Annotated in this window: 14 protein-coding genes; 1 reads left to right on the top strand and 13 read right to left on the bottom strand. The window is 71.4% G+C overall.

Annotated elements, in window-relative coordinates:
* Positions 1-47: 47 nt before the first annotated feature.
* The 4 genes from LT972_RS06610 to LT972_RS06595 form a co-directional block, all read right to left on the bottom strand.
* Entirely contained in the window at positions 48-1,517 is a 1,470-nt protein-coding gene (locus tag LT972_RS06610) for a flippase (protein WP_232572407.1), read from the bottom strand.
* A complete protein-coding gene (locus tag LT972_RS06605; protein WP_232572406.1) occupies positions 1,514-3,355 on the bottom strand; it encodes a hypothetical protein in 1,842 nt (613 codons plus the stop codon). The genes LT972_RS06610 and LT972_RS06605 overlap by 4 nt, the downstream gene beginning before the upstream one ends.
* Before the next feature lie 107 nt (positions 3,356-3,462).
* Positions 3,463-4,398 carry a glycosyltransferase family 4 protein gene (locus tag LT972_RS06600; RefSeq protein ID WP_390226319.1) on the bottom strand — a complete coding sequence of 312 codons (936 nt, stop codon included), beginning with the start codon at positions 4,396-4,398 and terminating at the stop codon, positions 3,463-3,465.
* Positions 4,399-4,407: 9 nt separating this feature from the next.
* Positions 4,408-5,415, bottom strand: a complete 1,008-nt coding sequence (locus tag LT972_RS06595) for a GNAT family N-acetyltransferase (protein WP_232572404.1) — start codon at positions 5,413-5,415, stop codon at positions 4,408-4,410.
* Positions 5,416-5,510: 95 nt separating this feature from the next.
* Here LT972_RS06595 and LT972_RS06590 point away from each other — a divergent pair, with 95 nt between their 5' ends.
* Positions 5,511-6,158 (top strand): acyltransferase, encoded by a 648-nt coding sequence (locus LT972_RS06590; protein ID WP_232572403.1) that lies wholly within the window; start codon positions 5,511-5,513, stop codon positions 6,156-6,158.
* On the opposite strand, the gene LT972_RS06585 is transcribed toward LT972_RS06590, so the two are convergent.
* The 9 genes from LT972_RS06585 to LT972_RS06545 all read right to left on the bottom strand — a co-directional run bounded on the left by LT972_RS06585 (position 6,159) and on the right by LT972_RS06545 (position 15,821).
* Complete coding sequence (locus LT972_RS06585; protein ID WP_232572402.1) at positions 6,159-7,391, bottom strand: carboxylate--amine ligase; 1,233 nt, start codon at positions 7,389-7,391, stop codon at positions 6,159-6,161.
* Between the two features lie 94 nt (positions 7,392-7,485).
* On the bottom strand, positions 7,486-8,412 hold the full coding sequence (locus LT972_RS06580) for a polysaccharide deacetylase family protein (protein WP_232572401.1): 927 nt from the start codon (positions 8,410-8,412) through the stop codon (positions 7,486-7,488).
* Positions 8,409-9,434 carry a DUF354 domain-containing protein gene (locus tag LT972_RS06575; protein WP_232572400.1) on the bottom strand — a complete coding sequence of 342 codons (1,026 nt, stop codon included), beginning with the start codon at positions 9,432-9,434 and terminating at the stop codon, positions 8,409-8,411. Before LT972_RS06575 ends, LT972_RS06580 begins: the two co-directional genes overlap by 4 nt.
* Positions 9,434-11,002 (bottom strand): alkaline phosphatase family protein, encoded by a 1,569-nt coding sequence (locus LT972_RS06570; protein WP_232572399.1) that lies wholly within the window; start codon positions 11,000-11,002, stop codon positions 9,434-9,436. Before LT972_RS06570 ends, LT972_RS06575 begins: the two co-directional genes overlap by 1 nt.
* Complete coding sequence (locus LT972_RS06565; RefSeq protein ID WP_232572398.1) at positions 10,999-11,790, bottom strand: hypothetical protein; 792 nt, start codon at positions 11,788-11,790, stop codon at positions 10,999-11,001. Before LT972_RS06565 ends, LT972_RS06570 begins: the two co-directional genes overlap by 4 nt.
* Positions 11,787-13,166: a nucleotide sugar dehydrogenase gene (locus tag LT972_RS06560; RefSeq protein ID WP_390226264.1), complete on the bottom strand. Its 1,380-nt coding sequence runs from the start codon at positions 13,164-13,166 to the stop codon at positions 11,787-11,789. Before LT972_RS06560 ends, LT972_RS06565 begins: the two co-directional genes overlap by 4 nt.
* Positions 13,163-14,137 (bottom strand): Gfo/Idh/MocA family protein, encoded by a 975-nt coding sequence (locus LT972_RS06555; RefSeq protein ID WP_232572396.1) that lies wholly within the window; start codon positions 14,135-14,137, stop codon positions 13,163-13,165. The genes LT972_RS06560 and LT972_RS06555 overlap by 4 nt, the downstream gene beginning before the upstream one ends.
* On the bottom strand, positions 14,134-15,252 hold the full coding sequence (locus LT972_RS06550) for a DegT/DnrJ/EryC1/StrS family aminotransferase (protein WP_232572395.1): 1,119 nt from the start codon (positions 15,250-15,252) through the stop codon (positions 14,134-14,136). Before LT972_RS06550 ends, LT972_RS06555 begins: the two co-directional genes overlap by 4 nt.
* Positions 15,249-15,821 (bottom strand): acyltransferase, encoded by a 573-nt coding sequence (locus tag LT972_RS06545; RefSeq protein WP_232572394.1) that lies wholly within the window; start codon positions 15,819-15,821, stop codon positions 15,249-15,251. The genes LT972_RS06550 and LT972_RS06545 overlap by 4 nt, the downstream gene beginning before the upstream one ends.
* Positions 15,822-16,101 lie beyond the last annotated feature (280 nt).

The raw sequence follows: 16,101 nt of genomic DNA, 5'->3' as shown, positions 1-16,101 counted from the left end.
CCGTAGCGTCGCCGAAGACGGGGATTGTTATGGGGCGCTTGTGGCCGTCACGTCAGGAGGTTCGCGACCTTCCGCACGTCGAGGATGCCGCCGGCGACGGAGAGCGCGGCCCACGTCGCGCCGCCGAGGAACACCGTCGCGAACAGCGTCGGCAGGCCGGAGACGTACGGGAGCGCGACCCAGACGGTGCCCGCCATCGCGACCGTGACGAGGGCGACGGCGCCGAGCGTCCGGAGGACGGTGGGGACGTCGAAGGCCAGTTCCTGGTGGATGAAGTAGACGTTCGAGAGCGTGTAGACGGTGTACGTCGCGACCGTCGCGAGCGCCGCGCCGACGACGCCGAGGACGGGGATGAGGACGAGATTCAGACAGAAGTTCGAGACGGCCATCGCGGACTTGATGATGGCCCGCGAGCGGGCGCGACCGAGGTAGTCGAGGCCGTCGCTGGTGACCTTGTTGACGGCGTTCACGAGCATGAACCCCGCGAACACTTGCACGACGGGGACGGCGCCGAGGTAGTCGGTGCCGAACACGTACCGAATCATCGGGTCGGCGACCAACACGAGGCCGACGACCGCCGGGAGATACGCGACGAGGACGTACTCCAGAGACTGCTCGTAGAGGGTCGCGGCGCGCTCTATCTCGTCTTTCGAGGACTGCTCGCCGAGCGCGGGCGAGACGGCGTACCCGAACGAGGACGCGGGCGCGGCGACGAAGTCAGACACCTGCTTCGCGACGGTGTAGTAGCCGACCGCGGTCATGTTCAGGAGGACGCCGACGAGCAGCGTGTCGACTTTCTTGTCGAGGACGTTCGCGCCCCGAGTCGCGGTCAGCGGGATGCTGTACTCCAGTAAGCGCTTCGAGAGGTCGGCGTCCGGTTCGTCGGCGGCGTCGTACTTCGAGTAGAACTTCGTGTACGCGATGTAGGCGCCGACGAACGTCGCCAGCACGCCGCTCGCGACGTAGCCGAACAGCGCGCCGCCGACGCCGAACCCGAGGACGACGAACGCGACGACGAACGGGAGCCGGCTCGCGCTCGCGACGGAGGAGACGGTGGCGCTGTACGTCACGCGGTTGAACCCCTGGAACAGCGCGGTGAAGTACGTGCGGCCGGCGCGCCCGACGACGTAGAGGCTGCCGGCGAGCAGATAGGGAACGACCGAGGGCGTGCCGAGCGCGTTCGCGACCGGGCGCCCGAGCAGGAGCGTCGCCACGGAGACGGCGGCGACGAGCGACCCGAGGAAGACGACGGACTTCTTGACGACGTGGGGCACTTGGCCGGGGTCGGTCTCCGCGAACTCGGTGACGTAGCGCGCCGTCGACTTCGGGATGCCGAGCGTCGCGAGGATGGTGACGACGCCGAGCGCCGACAGCACGAAGTTGAGTTGGCCGTACTCGTTGGGCGTCAGGAGGACGCGCGTGAGCAACACGACGAGCGCGGCGTTCGTGAGGATGTCCAGCATCGTCGCGCCGAGCGACGCCTTCGCGCCGCGCACGATGCGCTCGGCGAGCGTCATTCGTCACCCTCGACGACGTACTGCCGGAACTCGCCGTTCGACCGGACGCGCGCGACGCCCGGCGTCGACTCCAGCAACTCGAACCCGCGCCGGGGATACCGGAAGCCGTCGTACAACTCCACTTCCGTCTCGCGGACGGCAGCCGATATCACGAGGTACCGGGTGGTCTCGTAGGCGTCGGCGTAACTCGCGTTCGCGAACGTCGACGGCAGCGTCCCGGCCTCGTAGCCGGGGAAGTTCAGCGTCGTGCGCGCCTGCTGGGTGCCGTAGTGGTAGTCGACGAACCGCCGGGGGCCACCACGGAGGCCGGTGAACGGGACGTCCGGGTCGCGGTGCTCGAACGCCGCGTCGTAGCCGGCGACCTGCTCCTCGGTGACGTGCTGTGAGGGCTGGTACATGTACGGCGACGGGTGGACGGCGACGAGACCGACGGGCACGAGCACAAGGAGGAGCGCGGCGACGACGGCGGTGCCGGCTCTCGGGTGGTCGCGGCCCGCGAACCACCCTCGGGCGCGGGCGAGCGCGGCGGCCCCGACCACCGTCACGGGCACCATGATGAATCCCTGGTACCGGAAGTACATGTCGCCCTGCTCGGCCGCGAGCACGACGGCGAAGACGGCGACGAGCGGGACGAACCCGGCGGCGACGTACGCGACCAGCGAGTCCGGGCCGCGGCGGTGTCGGCGCAGCGCGACGACGAGCAGGCCGGCGGCGAGCAGGGAGACGACGGTGGCGGTGCCGAACAGTTTCAGGAATATTTCGGGGAGGCTGCCGCCGACGACGGTGAGCGACGCGGACTTCGCGGCGACCACGTCGCCGGTGGACGCGCCCTGCTGGAGGATGCTCCGGATGGTCGACTGGGCGGCGCCCTGCGCGCGCTCGAAGCGCGGCGCCCAGAGCGCGAACGCGCCGACGAGCACGGCGGTGTGGAGGTAAAGCGGGCGGTGCGTGGTGACCGGGTGGTCGTCGAAGTACCACCGACCGACGAACTGGACGAACGACACCGCGACGAAGACGAGCGCGACGTTCAGCGCCTGCTGGGGGTGGACGAGGACGATGGCGGCCGACGCGAGCGCGAGCAGGCCGCCCGTTCCAGTCACGGAGAACGGCCGGCCGAGCGAACCGTGCGCTCGGTCGCCGCCGGGTTCGGCGCCGGCGCCGGTGTCGAGGACGCCGACGGCGTACGCGAGCGCGAGGTACAGCAGGAACGCGAACGCGAGAATCGCCTGGCTCGCGGGGTGGGCGATGGGGTGGACGGCGATGTTGTTGATGGGGACGAAGACGACGGCGGCGAGCAGGCCGACGGCGTACGCCGTCGGCGTCCCGGCGAGCAGTTGTGCGGCCAGCGGCACGAACAGCAGGAAGACGAGCGGGAACGCGACGAGCACGACGTAGTTGTTCGCGAGCGGGAGCGGGACGTCCGCGACGCCCGAGACGAACACGGTGAGCGTGTGGACGCCGGGGTAGAGGAGGTTCGTCGGTTCGAGGGCGCCCGAGGCGATTTCCCGGGCCCACCCGACGTGACTGAGCGCGTCGCCGGCGCCGTAGAACTCGTACCCGCGAATCACGGGCATCGCGTAGACGGCGAGCGCGCTCCCGACGACGAGCAGGACGCCGGCGTCTCGACTGCGACTGCGTGCTGGCGCGGTGAGCGCGCCGAGCGCACCGGCGGCGAGCGCGACGCCGACCCCCGCCCAGACGGCCCGCGGCGTGGCGGCGTACGGCGATATCTCGTAGCCGGCGGCGGGCGTTCGGTGGGCGGCGAGGACGGCGACGGCGAGTCCCGCGAACCCCGCGACGAGCGCGAGTTTCCGGAGGCGGTTCGGTGTCGATGACATAGCGCGTGCGTTGTTCGGAGTCGGGCGCCTCGGGGGATTGTTATGCGCCGGGTACGCGGTCTAGGGTCGGCCGACGACCCGTCGCTGTCTGGCGGTTCGGCGCGTCGCTAGCGGCCGGCGAGCACGTCCCGGTAGCAGTCGTGGAGGCGCTGGCTGGTGCGCTCGACGCTGACCTCGCGGGCGGCCTCGCGGCCGTTCGAGCGCTCGCCGGCGCGGAGGACGGTCGCGAGCGCGTCGACGAGTTCGCCGTCGGTCTCGCAGACGCGGGAGTGGGTGACGCCGTCGAGGCGCGTGGCGACGTCGCCGACGTCCGTCGAGACGACGGGGAGGTTGCACGCGAGCGCCTCCTTGACGGCGTTCGGCGACCCCTCGCGGCGGGAGGTGACGAGCAGGGCGTCGGCGGCGTTCATGTACGTCGGCATCTCCTCGTGGGGGACGCCGGTGGGCGTGTGGAGCGCCACGTCGTCGATTCGGTCGCGTACGCGGTCGACCACCTGGTCCGCCCGCGGGTAGTCCTTCACCGTGCGCTCTCTCGGATACGGGAACAGGACGTGGCGCGCGTCGGCGTCCCAGTCGAGCGCGGCGCGGGCGGCCGCCTGCGGTTCGGGGCGGAAGCGGTCGAGGTTCACGCCGTGCGGGATGACGCGGCAGTCGCCGTCGAGTTCGGCCGCCATCGCGGGCGACATCACGACGACGGCGTCCGCGAACCGCGCGCAGAGTTTGCTCACCCAGCCGTACTCCCCCATCAGGTCGGTGCCCCACAGCGACAGCACGACCGGGAGGTTCGGCTGGACGACGGCGTGGGGCGCCGTGAGGCCGTAGTTCGCGTGGACGAGGTCGTAGTCGCCGAACGAGTGCTTGAGGACGGACGGAACGAACCGCGCGTAGTCGAGTGGCGTGCGCGCCGTGGTGTCGCCGTCGTCGTACTCGCGGCGGCCCGGCACGGTGAGCGTCGTCTCGCTGACGCCGCGGTCGGCGAGCACGTCGACCTGCTGTTTGAAGAAGCGGGACTGCGCGTTCGGCACGAGGTTGAGGACGCGCACGGCGGCCACCTACCGGCTCACCAGCCGGTACGCGGTCTTCGCGGCGGTCATCCCCGGGCCGCGGGATTCGAGCGCGTAGTACGGCGCGAGGTCGGCGCCGAACTTGCTCTTGTACCGGCAGAGGCGCTCCGTGTTCGCGCCCATCAGGTCGTAGGTATCGACGGACTCGCGGGGTTCGCCCGCTGCGATGTCACGGAGGATGTGCCAGTGCAGGAGGCTGTTCACGCTCGTGCCCTCGTAGTCGGTTCGCGCGCCGCCGAGCCAGTAGTACGCCGCGTCGTTGCTGTAGAGGACGACGATACCCGAGAGGAACCGCCCGCCGGGGGTGCGGGCGACGTACGTCCGGCACCGGTCGTCGGCGGCGAGCGCGCGCGTCAGGTCGCTGACGTACCCCCAGTCGAGCGTGAAGCCGCGGCCCTGCTCGGCGTACCGCTCGCGGGTGCGCTCGAAGACGGTGCGCACGCCGTCCTCCTTCGAGACGTCGACGGTGACGTCCGAGTCCACGCCGTCCCGAATCTCGCGGCGCAGGCTCTTCGAGAACGACGCGAGCAGGTCGTCGGTGTCGTCGGGCACGTCGAGGTGGTAGGTGAACGACGTGTCCAGCGAGAGGTCCGACCAGACGTACGGCCGCGGGTCGGGGTACGAGGTGGGACAGACGGCTCGGAACAGCGTCAGCGAGGCGTCGATGTCGAGTTCGTCGAGGACGTGTTCGGCGAATCGGCCGTTGACCTGTTCGCGCTTCCGTCGCTTCGGGCTGGCGGGCATCACGAGCGGGCCGAGGCGCGGCACCGAGAAGCCGGGCGGCGGCGAGAGCAGCGCGCGGCCGACGGCGCGCTCCTGGACGAACACCGGAAAGAGGCCGACCGGCTGGTCGCCCTTGAAGCCGCCGTACAGGCGGAGGTCGCCGTCCGCGTGGTCGTCGAGCACGCCGAGGGCCGCGGGCGTGTGGAACACTTCGAACCCCGACGACGGCAGCGCGTCTCCCCACTCGTCGAGCGAGAGTTGCTGTATCTCCATCGACTGCGTGGGGCGCGCGCGGAGCAATTGTTATCGGCCTCCTACCGTCGTGAGCCGGTTCGTAACGAAGCGTCGGCCCGCCGACTGCCGGGGTAATGTTGCGCGACCTTGAACGCCGCCTCGCGTCGAGCCCCGTCGCCGACCGCGTGCTGTTCAACGACGCGACGGGCGCGCTCGCGCAGTACGTGCAGGCGGCCCGCGACCGGCGTCGGTACCGGCGGTACCGCGAGCGCTACGACGTCCACCCGGACTTCGAGTTCAACGGCCCCGGCATCACGGTGTACGGCGACGGCGACGTGGAACTGTGCGAGGGGTCGTACATCGGCCGCCACTCTCGGCTGCAGGCGAAGGACGGACAGACCGTCCGCGTCGGCGAGAACACGGCGGTGAGTCACTTCGTGTTCCTCTACACGCAGAACCGCGTCGCCGACCAGGACATGAGCCGCGCGCCGAACACGAATCAGGGACTGGACGTGCGCGAGGGCGACGCGGAAATCGGGGCGGACTGCTGGGTGGGCGCGTTCACGTTCGTCGCCGAGGGGACCAGCGTCGGCGAGAACTCGGTCGTGGGCGCGAACAGCGTCGTCACCCGCGACCTGCCGCCGCACTCGGTTTCGGCGGGGACGCCGGCGCGCGTCCGCCAGTTCAAGTCCTACCTCGACGACGGCGAGGCCGCCGCGCTCGCCGACGAGTACCGGGGCGCGCTCTCCGAACGGGTCGCCGCCGAGTACCTCGACGAGTAATCAGAAGCGCCCTGTGACGGCGTCCCTGACCGCGCCGGCGCCGAGTTCGGCGGCCTGCCGGAGCGCGGCGACCGTCGTCATCGGGTCGTCGGGCCGCACGAACACCTGGTCGTCGGTCCAGAGCGCGCGGAGGAACGGCCCGACTGCGGCGACGTTGCCGTCCTCCAACTGCTCGCCGAGCCACTTCAGGTCGCCGTACAGCAGGCGTTGTTGGACCACGTCGTCGCGGTACGTCTCCGGAATCTCCGGGCGCTCGCCGGTCAGAAGCGAGTAGTGGAGCCACGGGATGTCGACGCCCGAGGCGACCGCGAGCGGCGTCGACCCCCAGTACCGGCCGTTCACCTCCACGAGGTAGAACTCGTCGTCGGGCGTCCACATGAACTCCACCTGGATGGGGCCGGTCCAGTCGAGCGCGGCGACGACCTCGCCGGCGTACTCGCGCATCGTCTCGTCCTTGAATCCCGTGATGAGCGTGGAACTGCCGCCGGACGCCGGCGTGGTACGCAGCCGCAACTCCTGGAAGTGCGCGAGGAACTCGCCCGCGTCCGCGACCCCGACGGTGGTCGTCGTCTGCCCCTCGACGTACTCCTGTACGATCGGCGGCTCGGACCGAGTGCCGGCGTCGGCAGCCAGCAGCCGGCGGTACGTCGACACCAGTTCGAGCGGCGTCCGCGCGTAGTCGCTGTCTCCGACCTCGTGGGTGTAGAGGCGGCCGTCGCTGTCGGCGACGTGCTTGCTGCGGGACTTCACGACCACCGGGTACGGGAGGTCGCCGGCCATCGACGCCGCGTCTGCGAGCGACTCGGGGGCGCGCGTGTCCGGCGTCGGCACGTCGAGGTCGCCCGCCAACTCGAAGGTGCGCTCCTTGTCGGTGGCGCGCCGGAACCGCGGCCAGTCCTCGACGGCGACCACGGTGTCCGTCGCGGCGAGCCGGCGCTTGTGCCGGGAGACGACGGTCGTGGTGTCGTCGCGCGTCGGCAGCACGGCGAAGTGGTCGGTGTCGTCGAGGAACGCCCGGAGTTCGTCGGCGAACGCCGCGGGCTCCACGGCGGGGTCGGGGTAGACGAACTCGCTGTCGACGTACCGGGAGTGGCTCCCGACGGAGTTCGGAGCGTCGTTCCCGACGGTGACGGCGACGCCCCGCGAGCCGAGCGACGAGACGACGCTCAGGGACGCTTGACTGTCGCCGTCGAGGACGAGTACGCGGCGGTCGGCGTCGGGAGAGCGGGCCATCGGACACAGACACTCACCACAGATACGGGCAAAGTAATGGATGTCGTACGCGCCGTATCGCCGAGTACGCTCCCCTTATCGGGGGAACTGGCGGTCACTCGCCGAGTTCGGCCGTCTCGTAGAACTCCCCCGGCGGGCCGACCCACGCGCCGAGGTCGAGCGCGCGCTCGACGAGCGCCCGGTAGAGCCGGAGGTAGCCGGGGAAGTCGCGGTGGCTGAAGTGCCGGGGGTGCCAGAGCACCGTCGCCACGGCGTCGTTGTCCCGCGCTTCTTCGAGCAGGTCTTCGCAGGCCGCCCACGCCGCGTCGTAGTCGCGGCCGGGGTCGGGGAGGGCTTGTTCCATCGCGGTCAGCGGGAACACCGCGAAATCGTCGTCGAACGGCCGGCGGACGCCGTAGCCGTGGTCGAATCCGTAGTCGTCGCTGGAGCCGAGGCTGGCGTCGTACCGTAGCCCGAGCGCGCGCTGGTGGCGCCACGTCTCGGGCGCGAGGTTGAGGTAGTGCTGGCGGCCGCCCGTGACTTCGCTCCCGAGCGCAGCCTCGACGGTCGCCTGTTCGTCGCGCAGGCGGTCGCGGTCCCGGTAGGACTCGTAGGAGCCGTGGAGGCCGACCTCCCAGCCGCCGTCGTCGAGCGCCGCAATCAGGTCCCGAATCCGAGGGTCTGAGAGGGAGTACCGGCCGCCGTACAGCCGCCAGCCGTCCATCGACAGCCAGTCCCGGACCGGGCGCTCGCGGAGCGGCTGCTCGTCGAGGAAGTAAAAGGCCGACCGCACGCCGAGGTCGCGTTCGACCGCCATCGCGTTCTCGAACTGCCAGTACGGATTCACGCCGGGCAGCAGCGACGAGAGGTGGTACCGGCGCTTCTCGGGTTGGGTGAGCGCGTAGAACAGCGACTGGTAGGTCTTGTACGGCCGGTCGACGTCGTGGGTGAGCAACAGCGCGAACTCGTGGCCGTCCGGAATCGGGCGTTCGCCGTCGCCGTCCCCGAGCACGTCGGCGACGCCGGGTTCGTTGCCGCTCATTCGCCGCCCACCTCCTCGGCGAGTTCGACGACGTACGCGGTGAGGTCTATCTTGTCCGCGAGCAGGCGTCGGCGCCGGCGCCGCCACCGGTCGCCGGCGTCCGGGTCGTCGGCCAGCGAGCGCGCGCGGTCGACGGCCTCGCGTTCGTCGCCGGTGGACGCGACGAGGCCGTAGTCGGCGAGCGCCTCGAAGTTCCCGAGCACGCCGTCGAAGGCGTCGTAGCGCACCGACGGCGTGCCGAGCAGGCCGGCTTCCGTCGCCATCGTCGCGGAGTCGCCGACGTAGACGTCCGCGAACGCGAGCAGGTCGTGCATCGCGTCGACGGGCACCGGCGGTTCGCGCGCCGCGAGCCCCGGCGGCAGGGCGCCCTCGGCGGAGACGAACACGTCGCCCGGCAGGTCGTCGACGAGCGTGCGCGCGGCGGCGGCGGAGAGCCCGGCGTCGGCGTCGTCGTGGTGGCCGTCGCGCGCGACGAGGCGCAGGACTGCGTACCGGTCGTCGGGCGAGACGCCGTGGTCGCGGAGGCGCTGTGGGTCGGGCGCGAACCGCGCCGGGTGGAGGTACGCGAGTTCGTGGTAGCCCTGGTACCGGAGGTGGCGCGCCGGGAGGTCGCGGTCGAACTCCGCGGGCGTCGCGACGACTGCGGCGAACGGCAGGGTCACGCGGTCGAGCGCGCCCGCGACCTCGGTGTCGTGGAACACGACGTTCGGCACGCCGAGCGTGGCGGCGACGTGCGCCGACGCCGGATTCAGGCGACTCAGGACAACGTCCGGGTCGAACCGGCGGGCGTACCGGAGCAGTCGGAGTTCGCGGCCCGCCCACTCGCGGGCGACGCCCGCGGGCCCCGCGCGCTTCCGGGAGAGGACGGCGTGGGGAATCCCGTGGGCGTCGAGCAGGTCGGTCGTCACGTCCTTCTCGCGGGACGCGACGCGGACGGCGTGCCCGCGGTTCCGGAGTTCGCCGACGGCGTTCCGGAACAGGTGGACGTGGGCCGGGTGCGTGACGTCGACGAGCGCGCGCATCACTCCAGGTACCCGAGGTCGGCGAGTCGCTCCTCGACGTTCGCGTCGTCGCTCTCCTCTCCGAGTCGGTCCTCCGAGAGCGGGTTCCGGGTCGCCACCTCGCGGGCCGCCGGCTCCGAGCCCTCGGCGAACACGTCTAACACCTCGCCGTCGAGGTCGTCGGGGACGCGGGCGCCCATCGCGTGCAGGAGCGTCGGCGCGAGGTCCGTGATGGAGGCGCGCCGCGTCAGGCCCTCGGACTGGAAGCTCGGCCCGGAGAACAGGAAGATTCCCTCGGGCATGTTGCCGCCGACCCAGACGCCCGAGTCGGCCACGGGGTCGTCGGGACCGATGGCGTCGCTGACGTGGACGTTCTCGCCTTGGTCGACGAGCAGGTCGGGGGCGTTCCCGGCGTACGGGCCGTCGTAGTACTCCTCGCCGCGGTGGACGGCCTTCAGGAGTTGCTGGCCGGTCTGGGGGTGCGTGAGCGATTCGAGTTCCTCGATGAGTTCGTCCCGGATGCCCTCGTAGGCGGCGTCGTCGCGCGGGACGTTCAGGTAAATCGGGCCCTGATTGCTCGCGACCGCGGTGGTCTCCTCCCAGTCCACGACCGACAGCACGCGGTCGCGCTTGACGCCCTCCTCCCACGGAATCATCCGCTGGAGGCGCTCGGGGACGACGCGGCTCAGGGTGTCGACCATCCCGAGGCGCTTCGCGACGGAGAGCGCGCGTTCGCGGGTGACGCCGAGGCGCTGGAGCAGTTCGTCCACGCCGCCGTCGACGGCGAGGTAGCCGTGCTGCGCGAGCCAGACGTTCACGTAGAAGACGGTGTCCACGTGCCACGTGCCGTGGTCGGACATCACGAGCACGTCGTGGTCGTCGTCGAGCAGGCGGCCGAGGTGGTCGTCGATGCGCTCCCACGCCCGCCGGACCGGCTCGTCGTCCCAGAAGTAGTGCTGGAGCGCCATGCTGTAGAACACCGTGAGGTGGAGGAAGTCGGGGTTCTCGCGCTCCAGTAAGCGCTCGGCGGCCTCGAAGCGCAGGTCCACGAGGTTGAGGACGGCCTCGACTTCCGCCTCGCCCTTCTCCGAGGGCGAAATCATCGGGCTCGGGTGGACGCGGTAGTCCAGTTCCTCGCGCAGGAACGACTCCACGCGCTCGGGCGTCGCGAACCCCGAATCCAGCGAGCGGTACGCCGACTCAGAGGCGTCCGGGCCGCCCGCGACGACGAAGCCGTCTATCTCCTTGGGCGGGTACGTCGAGGGCTTGTTCACGACGCCCGCGGTCAGCCCGTCGTCGTTCAGGTAGTCCCAGAGTTCCGCGCTCCGGAAGTCCGTCGCGTCGTGGAAGACGTGCTCGCGGTTCGCCGTGTCGATGCGGTCGAACCGGAACACGTCCAGTTTCCCGGGGTTCTTCCCGGTCGCGTAGCACTTCCAGTTCGGCACCGTCAGCGGCGGCAGGCAACTCTCGGAGACGCCGCCGACGCCGTCGTCGATTAGTCGTTGCAGGTTCGGGAGGCGGCCCTCCGAGAGCCACGGCCCGAGCAGGTCCCAGTTCGCCCCGTCCAGTCCGATTGTTATCGTAGTCATGAGGACACAGCCCCGTAGTCCAGCAGTCGCATCCCTCGTTTCACGAGGTTCACCGCGCGGTCCTTCGAGCGCGCCGCCACCAGTTCCGGCAGGGAGTCGGCCCACCGGTCGGGGTGGGCGAGCACGCACGCCCGGTCGAGTTCGCCGTCGCGGAACAGCGCCGCCAACTCGGAGGTGGCGTCCGCGGCGACGGTCTTCTCGCCCTCGCCCATCGTGTGGTCCTTTATCTTGAGCGGGCCGTCGCGCCACGTTCGCCCGGTGTCCGAGAAGTACGTCACGTCCTCGAAGGACATCGAGAGGTAGGCCTCCCCGAGCAGGCCGTAGTCGGCGAAGCCGGGCGCGCCGTCGACCGTCCACATGTCGCGGTTGTCGTGCTTCGAGAGGGGGTTGCCGTGCATGCAGACGGTGTCCACGTCACAGACCCGCCGGAACATCCGGAGGTGGGTCGCGAACAGGCGGTGGGCGGCCGCCACGTCGCCGCGGGCGCGGACGTAGTCCTCGTAGTGGTAGCCGACCTCGTGGCCGAGCGACGAGACGCGCTCGACGCTGTCCGCGGTGAACGTCTTCGTCCGGTAGTAGTACGTGCTCCTGACGCCGCGTTCGGCCTCCAGCGCCGCCATCTTCGCGGCGTTCTCGGGCTTGCGGTCCACGTCGTGGCGGAGCACGACGAAGCGCTCGGGCAGGTCGTCGCGCGCGAGGTACTCGCGGACCGTGAGCGTCTCGTAGCCGCCGGCGTCGATGGCGTCGAGCAGGTCGCAGTACGCCGCCGTGGTGAACTCTCCCGTCACTGCCACCCCCTCCCGACGGTGTACTGGCGGTGGTCGGTGGCCGAGAGGTCGAGGGCGTCTCGGCCGTCCACGACGACCAGCGGGTCGAACGCCGGCCAGTCGATATCCTCGAACTCCTCGTGGGCGGTGGCGAGCACCGCGGCGTCGAGGTCGGTCTCGGGCAGGTCGGCTATCGCCACGTCCTCCGCCGGCACGCCCTCGGCGTCCACGAGCGGGTCGGCCGCGTAGACGGTCGCGTTGCGCTCCGCGAGGCGCTCGCAGACGTCGATACCGGGGCTGGCGCGCGTCTCCGCGACGCCCGCCCGGTACGCGAGCCCGAGGACGGCGACCGAGGCGTCCGCGAGCGCGTCGCCGCCGTTCGTCGCCATCGCGGCGTCGTCGGCGTGCTGCGCGGCGAGGCCTTCGGCGACCCGGTCGGCGACGAACCCCGGCATCGCGTCGTTGACCTCGCGGGCGGTGCGCACGAGCGGCGCGTCGGCGTGCAGCCAGTTCAAGACGAAGTACGGGTAGTACGGGATGCAGTGGCCGCCGACGCCCGCGCCCGGCTCGTGGATGTCACAGAAGGGCTGGGTGTTCGCGGCGTCGATGGCCTCCCGCACGTCGATAGCGAGTTCGTCCGTGAGGCGCGCGAGGTCGTTCGCGAGCGCGATGTTCGCGTCCCGGTAGAGCCCCTCGAACACCTTGACGGCCTCCGCGGTGGCGGCGTCCGAGACGGGAATCACGTCGTTGGCCACGAGTTCGCCGTAGACGAGTTCGGCCACGCGCGTGGCCTCGTCGTCGACGCCGCCGACGACCTTCGGGTGGGTGCCCCGCACGTCGGCGAGCGCGCGCCCGCTGGACGTGCGCTCGGGGCAGAACGCCACGCCGAACTCGCCCGATTCGAGGCCGCTCCGGTCGGCGAGCATCGGTTCGACCACGTCCGCGCACGTACGGGGCGGAACCGTCGATTCGACGACCACGAGGTCGCCCGACGAGAGCCCCGAGGCCACGTCCGCCGCGACAGACGTGACCGCGGACAGGTCGGGTTCCTTCTCGTCGGTGAGGACGGTCGGCACGATGACGACGTGGACGGCGGCGTCTTCGGCGGCGCGCGTCGAGTCGGTGGTCGCGCGGAGCGCGCCCCGTCCGACGAGTTCGCGCACGAGTCCCGGGAGGCCGGGTTCGCGGTCGACCGGGCAGTCGCCCGCGTTCACGGCCTCGACCACGGACTCGTCCACGTCGACGCCGGTGACGTTCCCGCAGTTCTCGGCGTAGACGGCGGCCAACGGCAGCCCCATCTTCCCGAGACCGTACACCGCGACCGGCACGTCGCCGGTGCGGAACCACTCGCGTTGGGTGTCCGTCGCGGCCGTCGACCCGTAGAGGCGCCGGGTCACGTCCACACCTCCGCGGTGTCGCGGGTGGCGACCAGTCCCTCGATGCAGGACGCGAGTTCGACCGCGCGCACGCCGTCCTCGGCGGTGACGACGGGGTCGGTGCCGTTCCGCGCGGCGTCCGCGAACGACGCGAGTTCGTGTTTCAGGGGTTCGCCGTTCTCCACGAGCGGGCGCTCCACGACGCTCTCGGTGCGGTGCCTGAGGTCGCCGTTCGTGGCGACGTACTCGGGCGTCGAACTCCGGTGAATCTCGACGGACTGGTCGAGGTAGTCCACCGTGACGCGGCACTCGCGGGCGGTCACGGCGAAGCGCCGGACCTTCTGTTGGGTGACCCTGCTCGCGGTGAGTGAGGCGACGACGCCGCCCTCGAACGAGCAGTGCGCGGTCGCGTACTCGCCGTCCGCGGTGCCGGAGGCCGAGACCGAAATCGGGTCGGCGTCGAGCATCGCGCACGCCACGTCGATGTCGTGAATCATCAAATCGGAGACGACGCTCGCGTCGAGGTCGCGGTCCACGGGCGGCCCGAGGCGCTCGGCAGTCACGGCGATGACGTCGAGGCCCGGCAGGATGGACGCGAGCGTCCGGACTGCCGGATTGAATCGCTCGACGTGCCCGACCTGGAGTGTGACGCCGGCGTCGCGCGCGGCGTCGGCGAGCGCCCTGCCCTCCTCGGGGTCCGCGACGAACGGCTTCTCGACGAGGACGTGGACGCCCGCGTCGATGGCGTCCGCGACCAGCGGCGCGTGGGCAGACGTGGGCACGGCGACGGAGACGGCGTCGACCCGCGAGAGCAGGTCGCCGGTGGCGAACGCCTCGGTGCCGTACTCGCCGGCCACGCGTTCGGCCGCCTCGCGGTCGGCGTCCGCGACGCCGACGAGGTCGGTCTCCGCGAGTTCGCGGTAGACGCGGACGTGGTTCCGGCCCATGCTCCCGACGCCGATTACGCCCACGCTGAGCGGAGCGTCGGTCACGAGTCCATCACGCCCCGGCGGGCGGTCGCGGTGTCTCGCGCGGCGTCGAAGGACTCGACGGCGGCGACGACGCGGTCGAGGTCGCGGGCCGAGAGGTCGGGGTGGACCGGGAGCGAGAGCACGCGGTCGGCGGCGCGCTCGGCGACCGGGAGTTCGGCGTGCACGTCGGCGTACGCCGGCTGGCGGTGAATCGGCGTCGGGTAGTAGACGCCCGTGTCCACGCCGCGCTCCGCGAGGTGGTCGGCGAGCGCGTCCCGGTGGTCGCTCCGGACGGTGTACTGGTGGAAGACCGAGCGGGCGTCGGCGGGGACCGACGGCGTCTCGACGCTCGTCCCGGCGAGGCCGGCGTCGAGGGCGGCGGCGTGCTCGCGGCGCGCGTCGTTGTACGCGGGGAGTTTCTCCAGTTGCGCCCGTCCGATGGCGGCACAGAGACTCGTCATCCGGAAGTTGTGGCCGAGTTGGACGTGGGCGTACCCCTGCGTGCGGCCGTGGTCGCAGAAGCGCCGGACGCGCTGGGCGAGCGCGTCGTGGTCGGTGGTGACCATCCCGCCCTCGCCCGACGTCATGTTCTTCGTCGGGTAAAACGAGAAGCAGGCGACGTCGCCGAGCGAGCCGACGCGGTCGCCGCGGTACTCCGCGCCGTGGGCCTGCGCGGCGTCCTCCACGAGCGCGAGGCCGTGGTCGTCGGCGACGTCCCGCAGGTCGCGCATCGCGGCGGGCGCGCCGTAGAGGTGGACGGCGAGGACGGCGACCACGTCGTCGCGGCGCGCCGCCACGTCGGCGACGGCGTCGGGGTCGAGCGTGAGCGTGTCCGGGTCGACGTCGGCGAAGACGGGTTCGGCGCCCGCGTGCCGAATCGCGTTCGCGCTCGCGACGAACGAGAACGGCGTCGTCACCACCGTGTCTCCCGGCCCGACGCCGAGCGCCTCGAAGGCGGCGTGGAGCGCGGTCGTCCCGTTCGTCGTGGCGACGGCGTGGTCGGTGCCACAGAAGTCCGCGAACTCGTCCTCGAACTCGCGGACGACCGGGCCGTCCGCGAGTTGGCCGGAGTCCAGCACCTCGCGGACGCCCTCGCGTTCGGCGTCCCCGACCTCGGGGGCGGCGATGGGAATCACGGGCCGTTCCCTCCGGCGAGCGCCTCGGGGAGCGGTTCGTGGACGGCCGGCGCGCCAACCGCGAGCGTCTCCGGGGGCACGTCCTCGGTGACGACGGCGTTCGCCGCGACGAACGCGCCCTCGCCGACGGTGACGCCCGGCAGAATCGTGGCGTTCGCGCCGACGGACACGTCGTCCTCGATTGTCGGTCCCTCGAGGTCGGCGTCCGCCCGGAGGGGGTACGGGTCGTTCGTCAGGACGGCGTGGGGCCCGAAGAACACGCGGTCGCCCACCGTCGTGTTCCGGGGGAGGTAGACGCCGGTCTGGAGGCTGACGTCGTCCCCGAGCGTACACGCGCCGTCGACGACGGCGTGCGTGCCGACGAGCGCGTCGTCGCCGATGGTGGTGTCCTCGCGGACGAGCGCGCCGTGACCGGTGACGAAGCCGTCGCCGATGTCCACGTCGGCGTAGACGATGGTGTCGCGGCGAATCGTCGCGTCGGCGCCGATTCGCGGGCGTTCGCCGTCGCCCTCGCCGAGGACGGCGTCGGCGTGGACGTCGGCGTCCGGACCGAGCGCGGCGTCCGTCATCGCGTCGGTCCCCCCGGAGAGCCGCGGTTGCGTCCGGCGCGCCCGACGGCGGCCGGCGTGGTACGCTCGGAGGCGTCGTGTCGTTGAGTGGCGTGAGACATTGTCGACACCGCTGGTGGCGGTTGTCGGCTTATCCGGCGACCGACCCATTGTTATAGGCGAATTTTCGGGGGTTAGACACCTCCTGCGTACGATTCTCCGCGACGGCGGTTCGGCACGCGAGGACGCGAGACCGACTGGTGGCCGCGGCCTGCGTCCGCTCGACGGCCGGAGAACCGCG

Source organism: Halobacterium litoreum (genome assembly GCF_021233415.1).
In the GTDB taxonomy this organism is placed as follows: Archaea; Halobacteriota; Halobacteria; order Halobacteriales; family Halobacteriaceae; genus Halobacterium; species Halobacterium litoreum.
The sequence above is the reverse complement of the archived record's forward strand: the minus strand, read 5'-3'. Positions and strand labels throughout refer to the sequence as shown.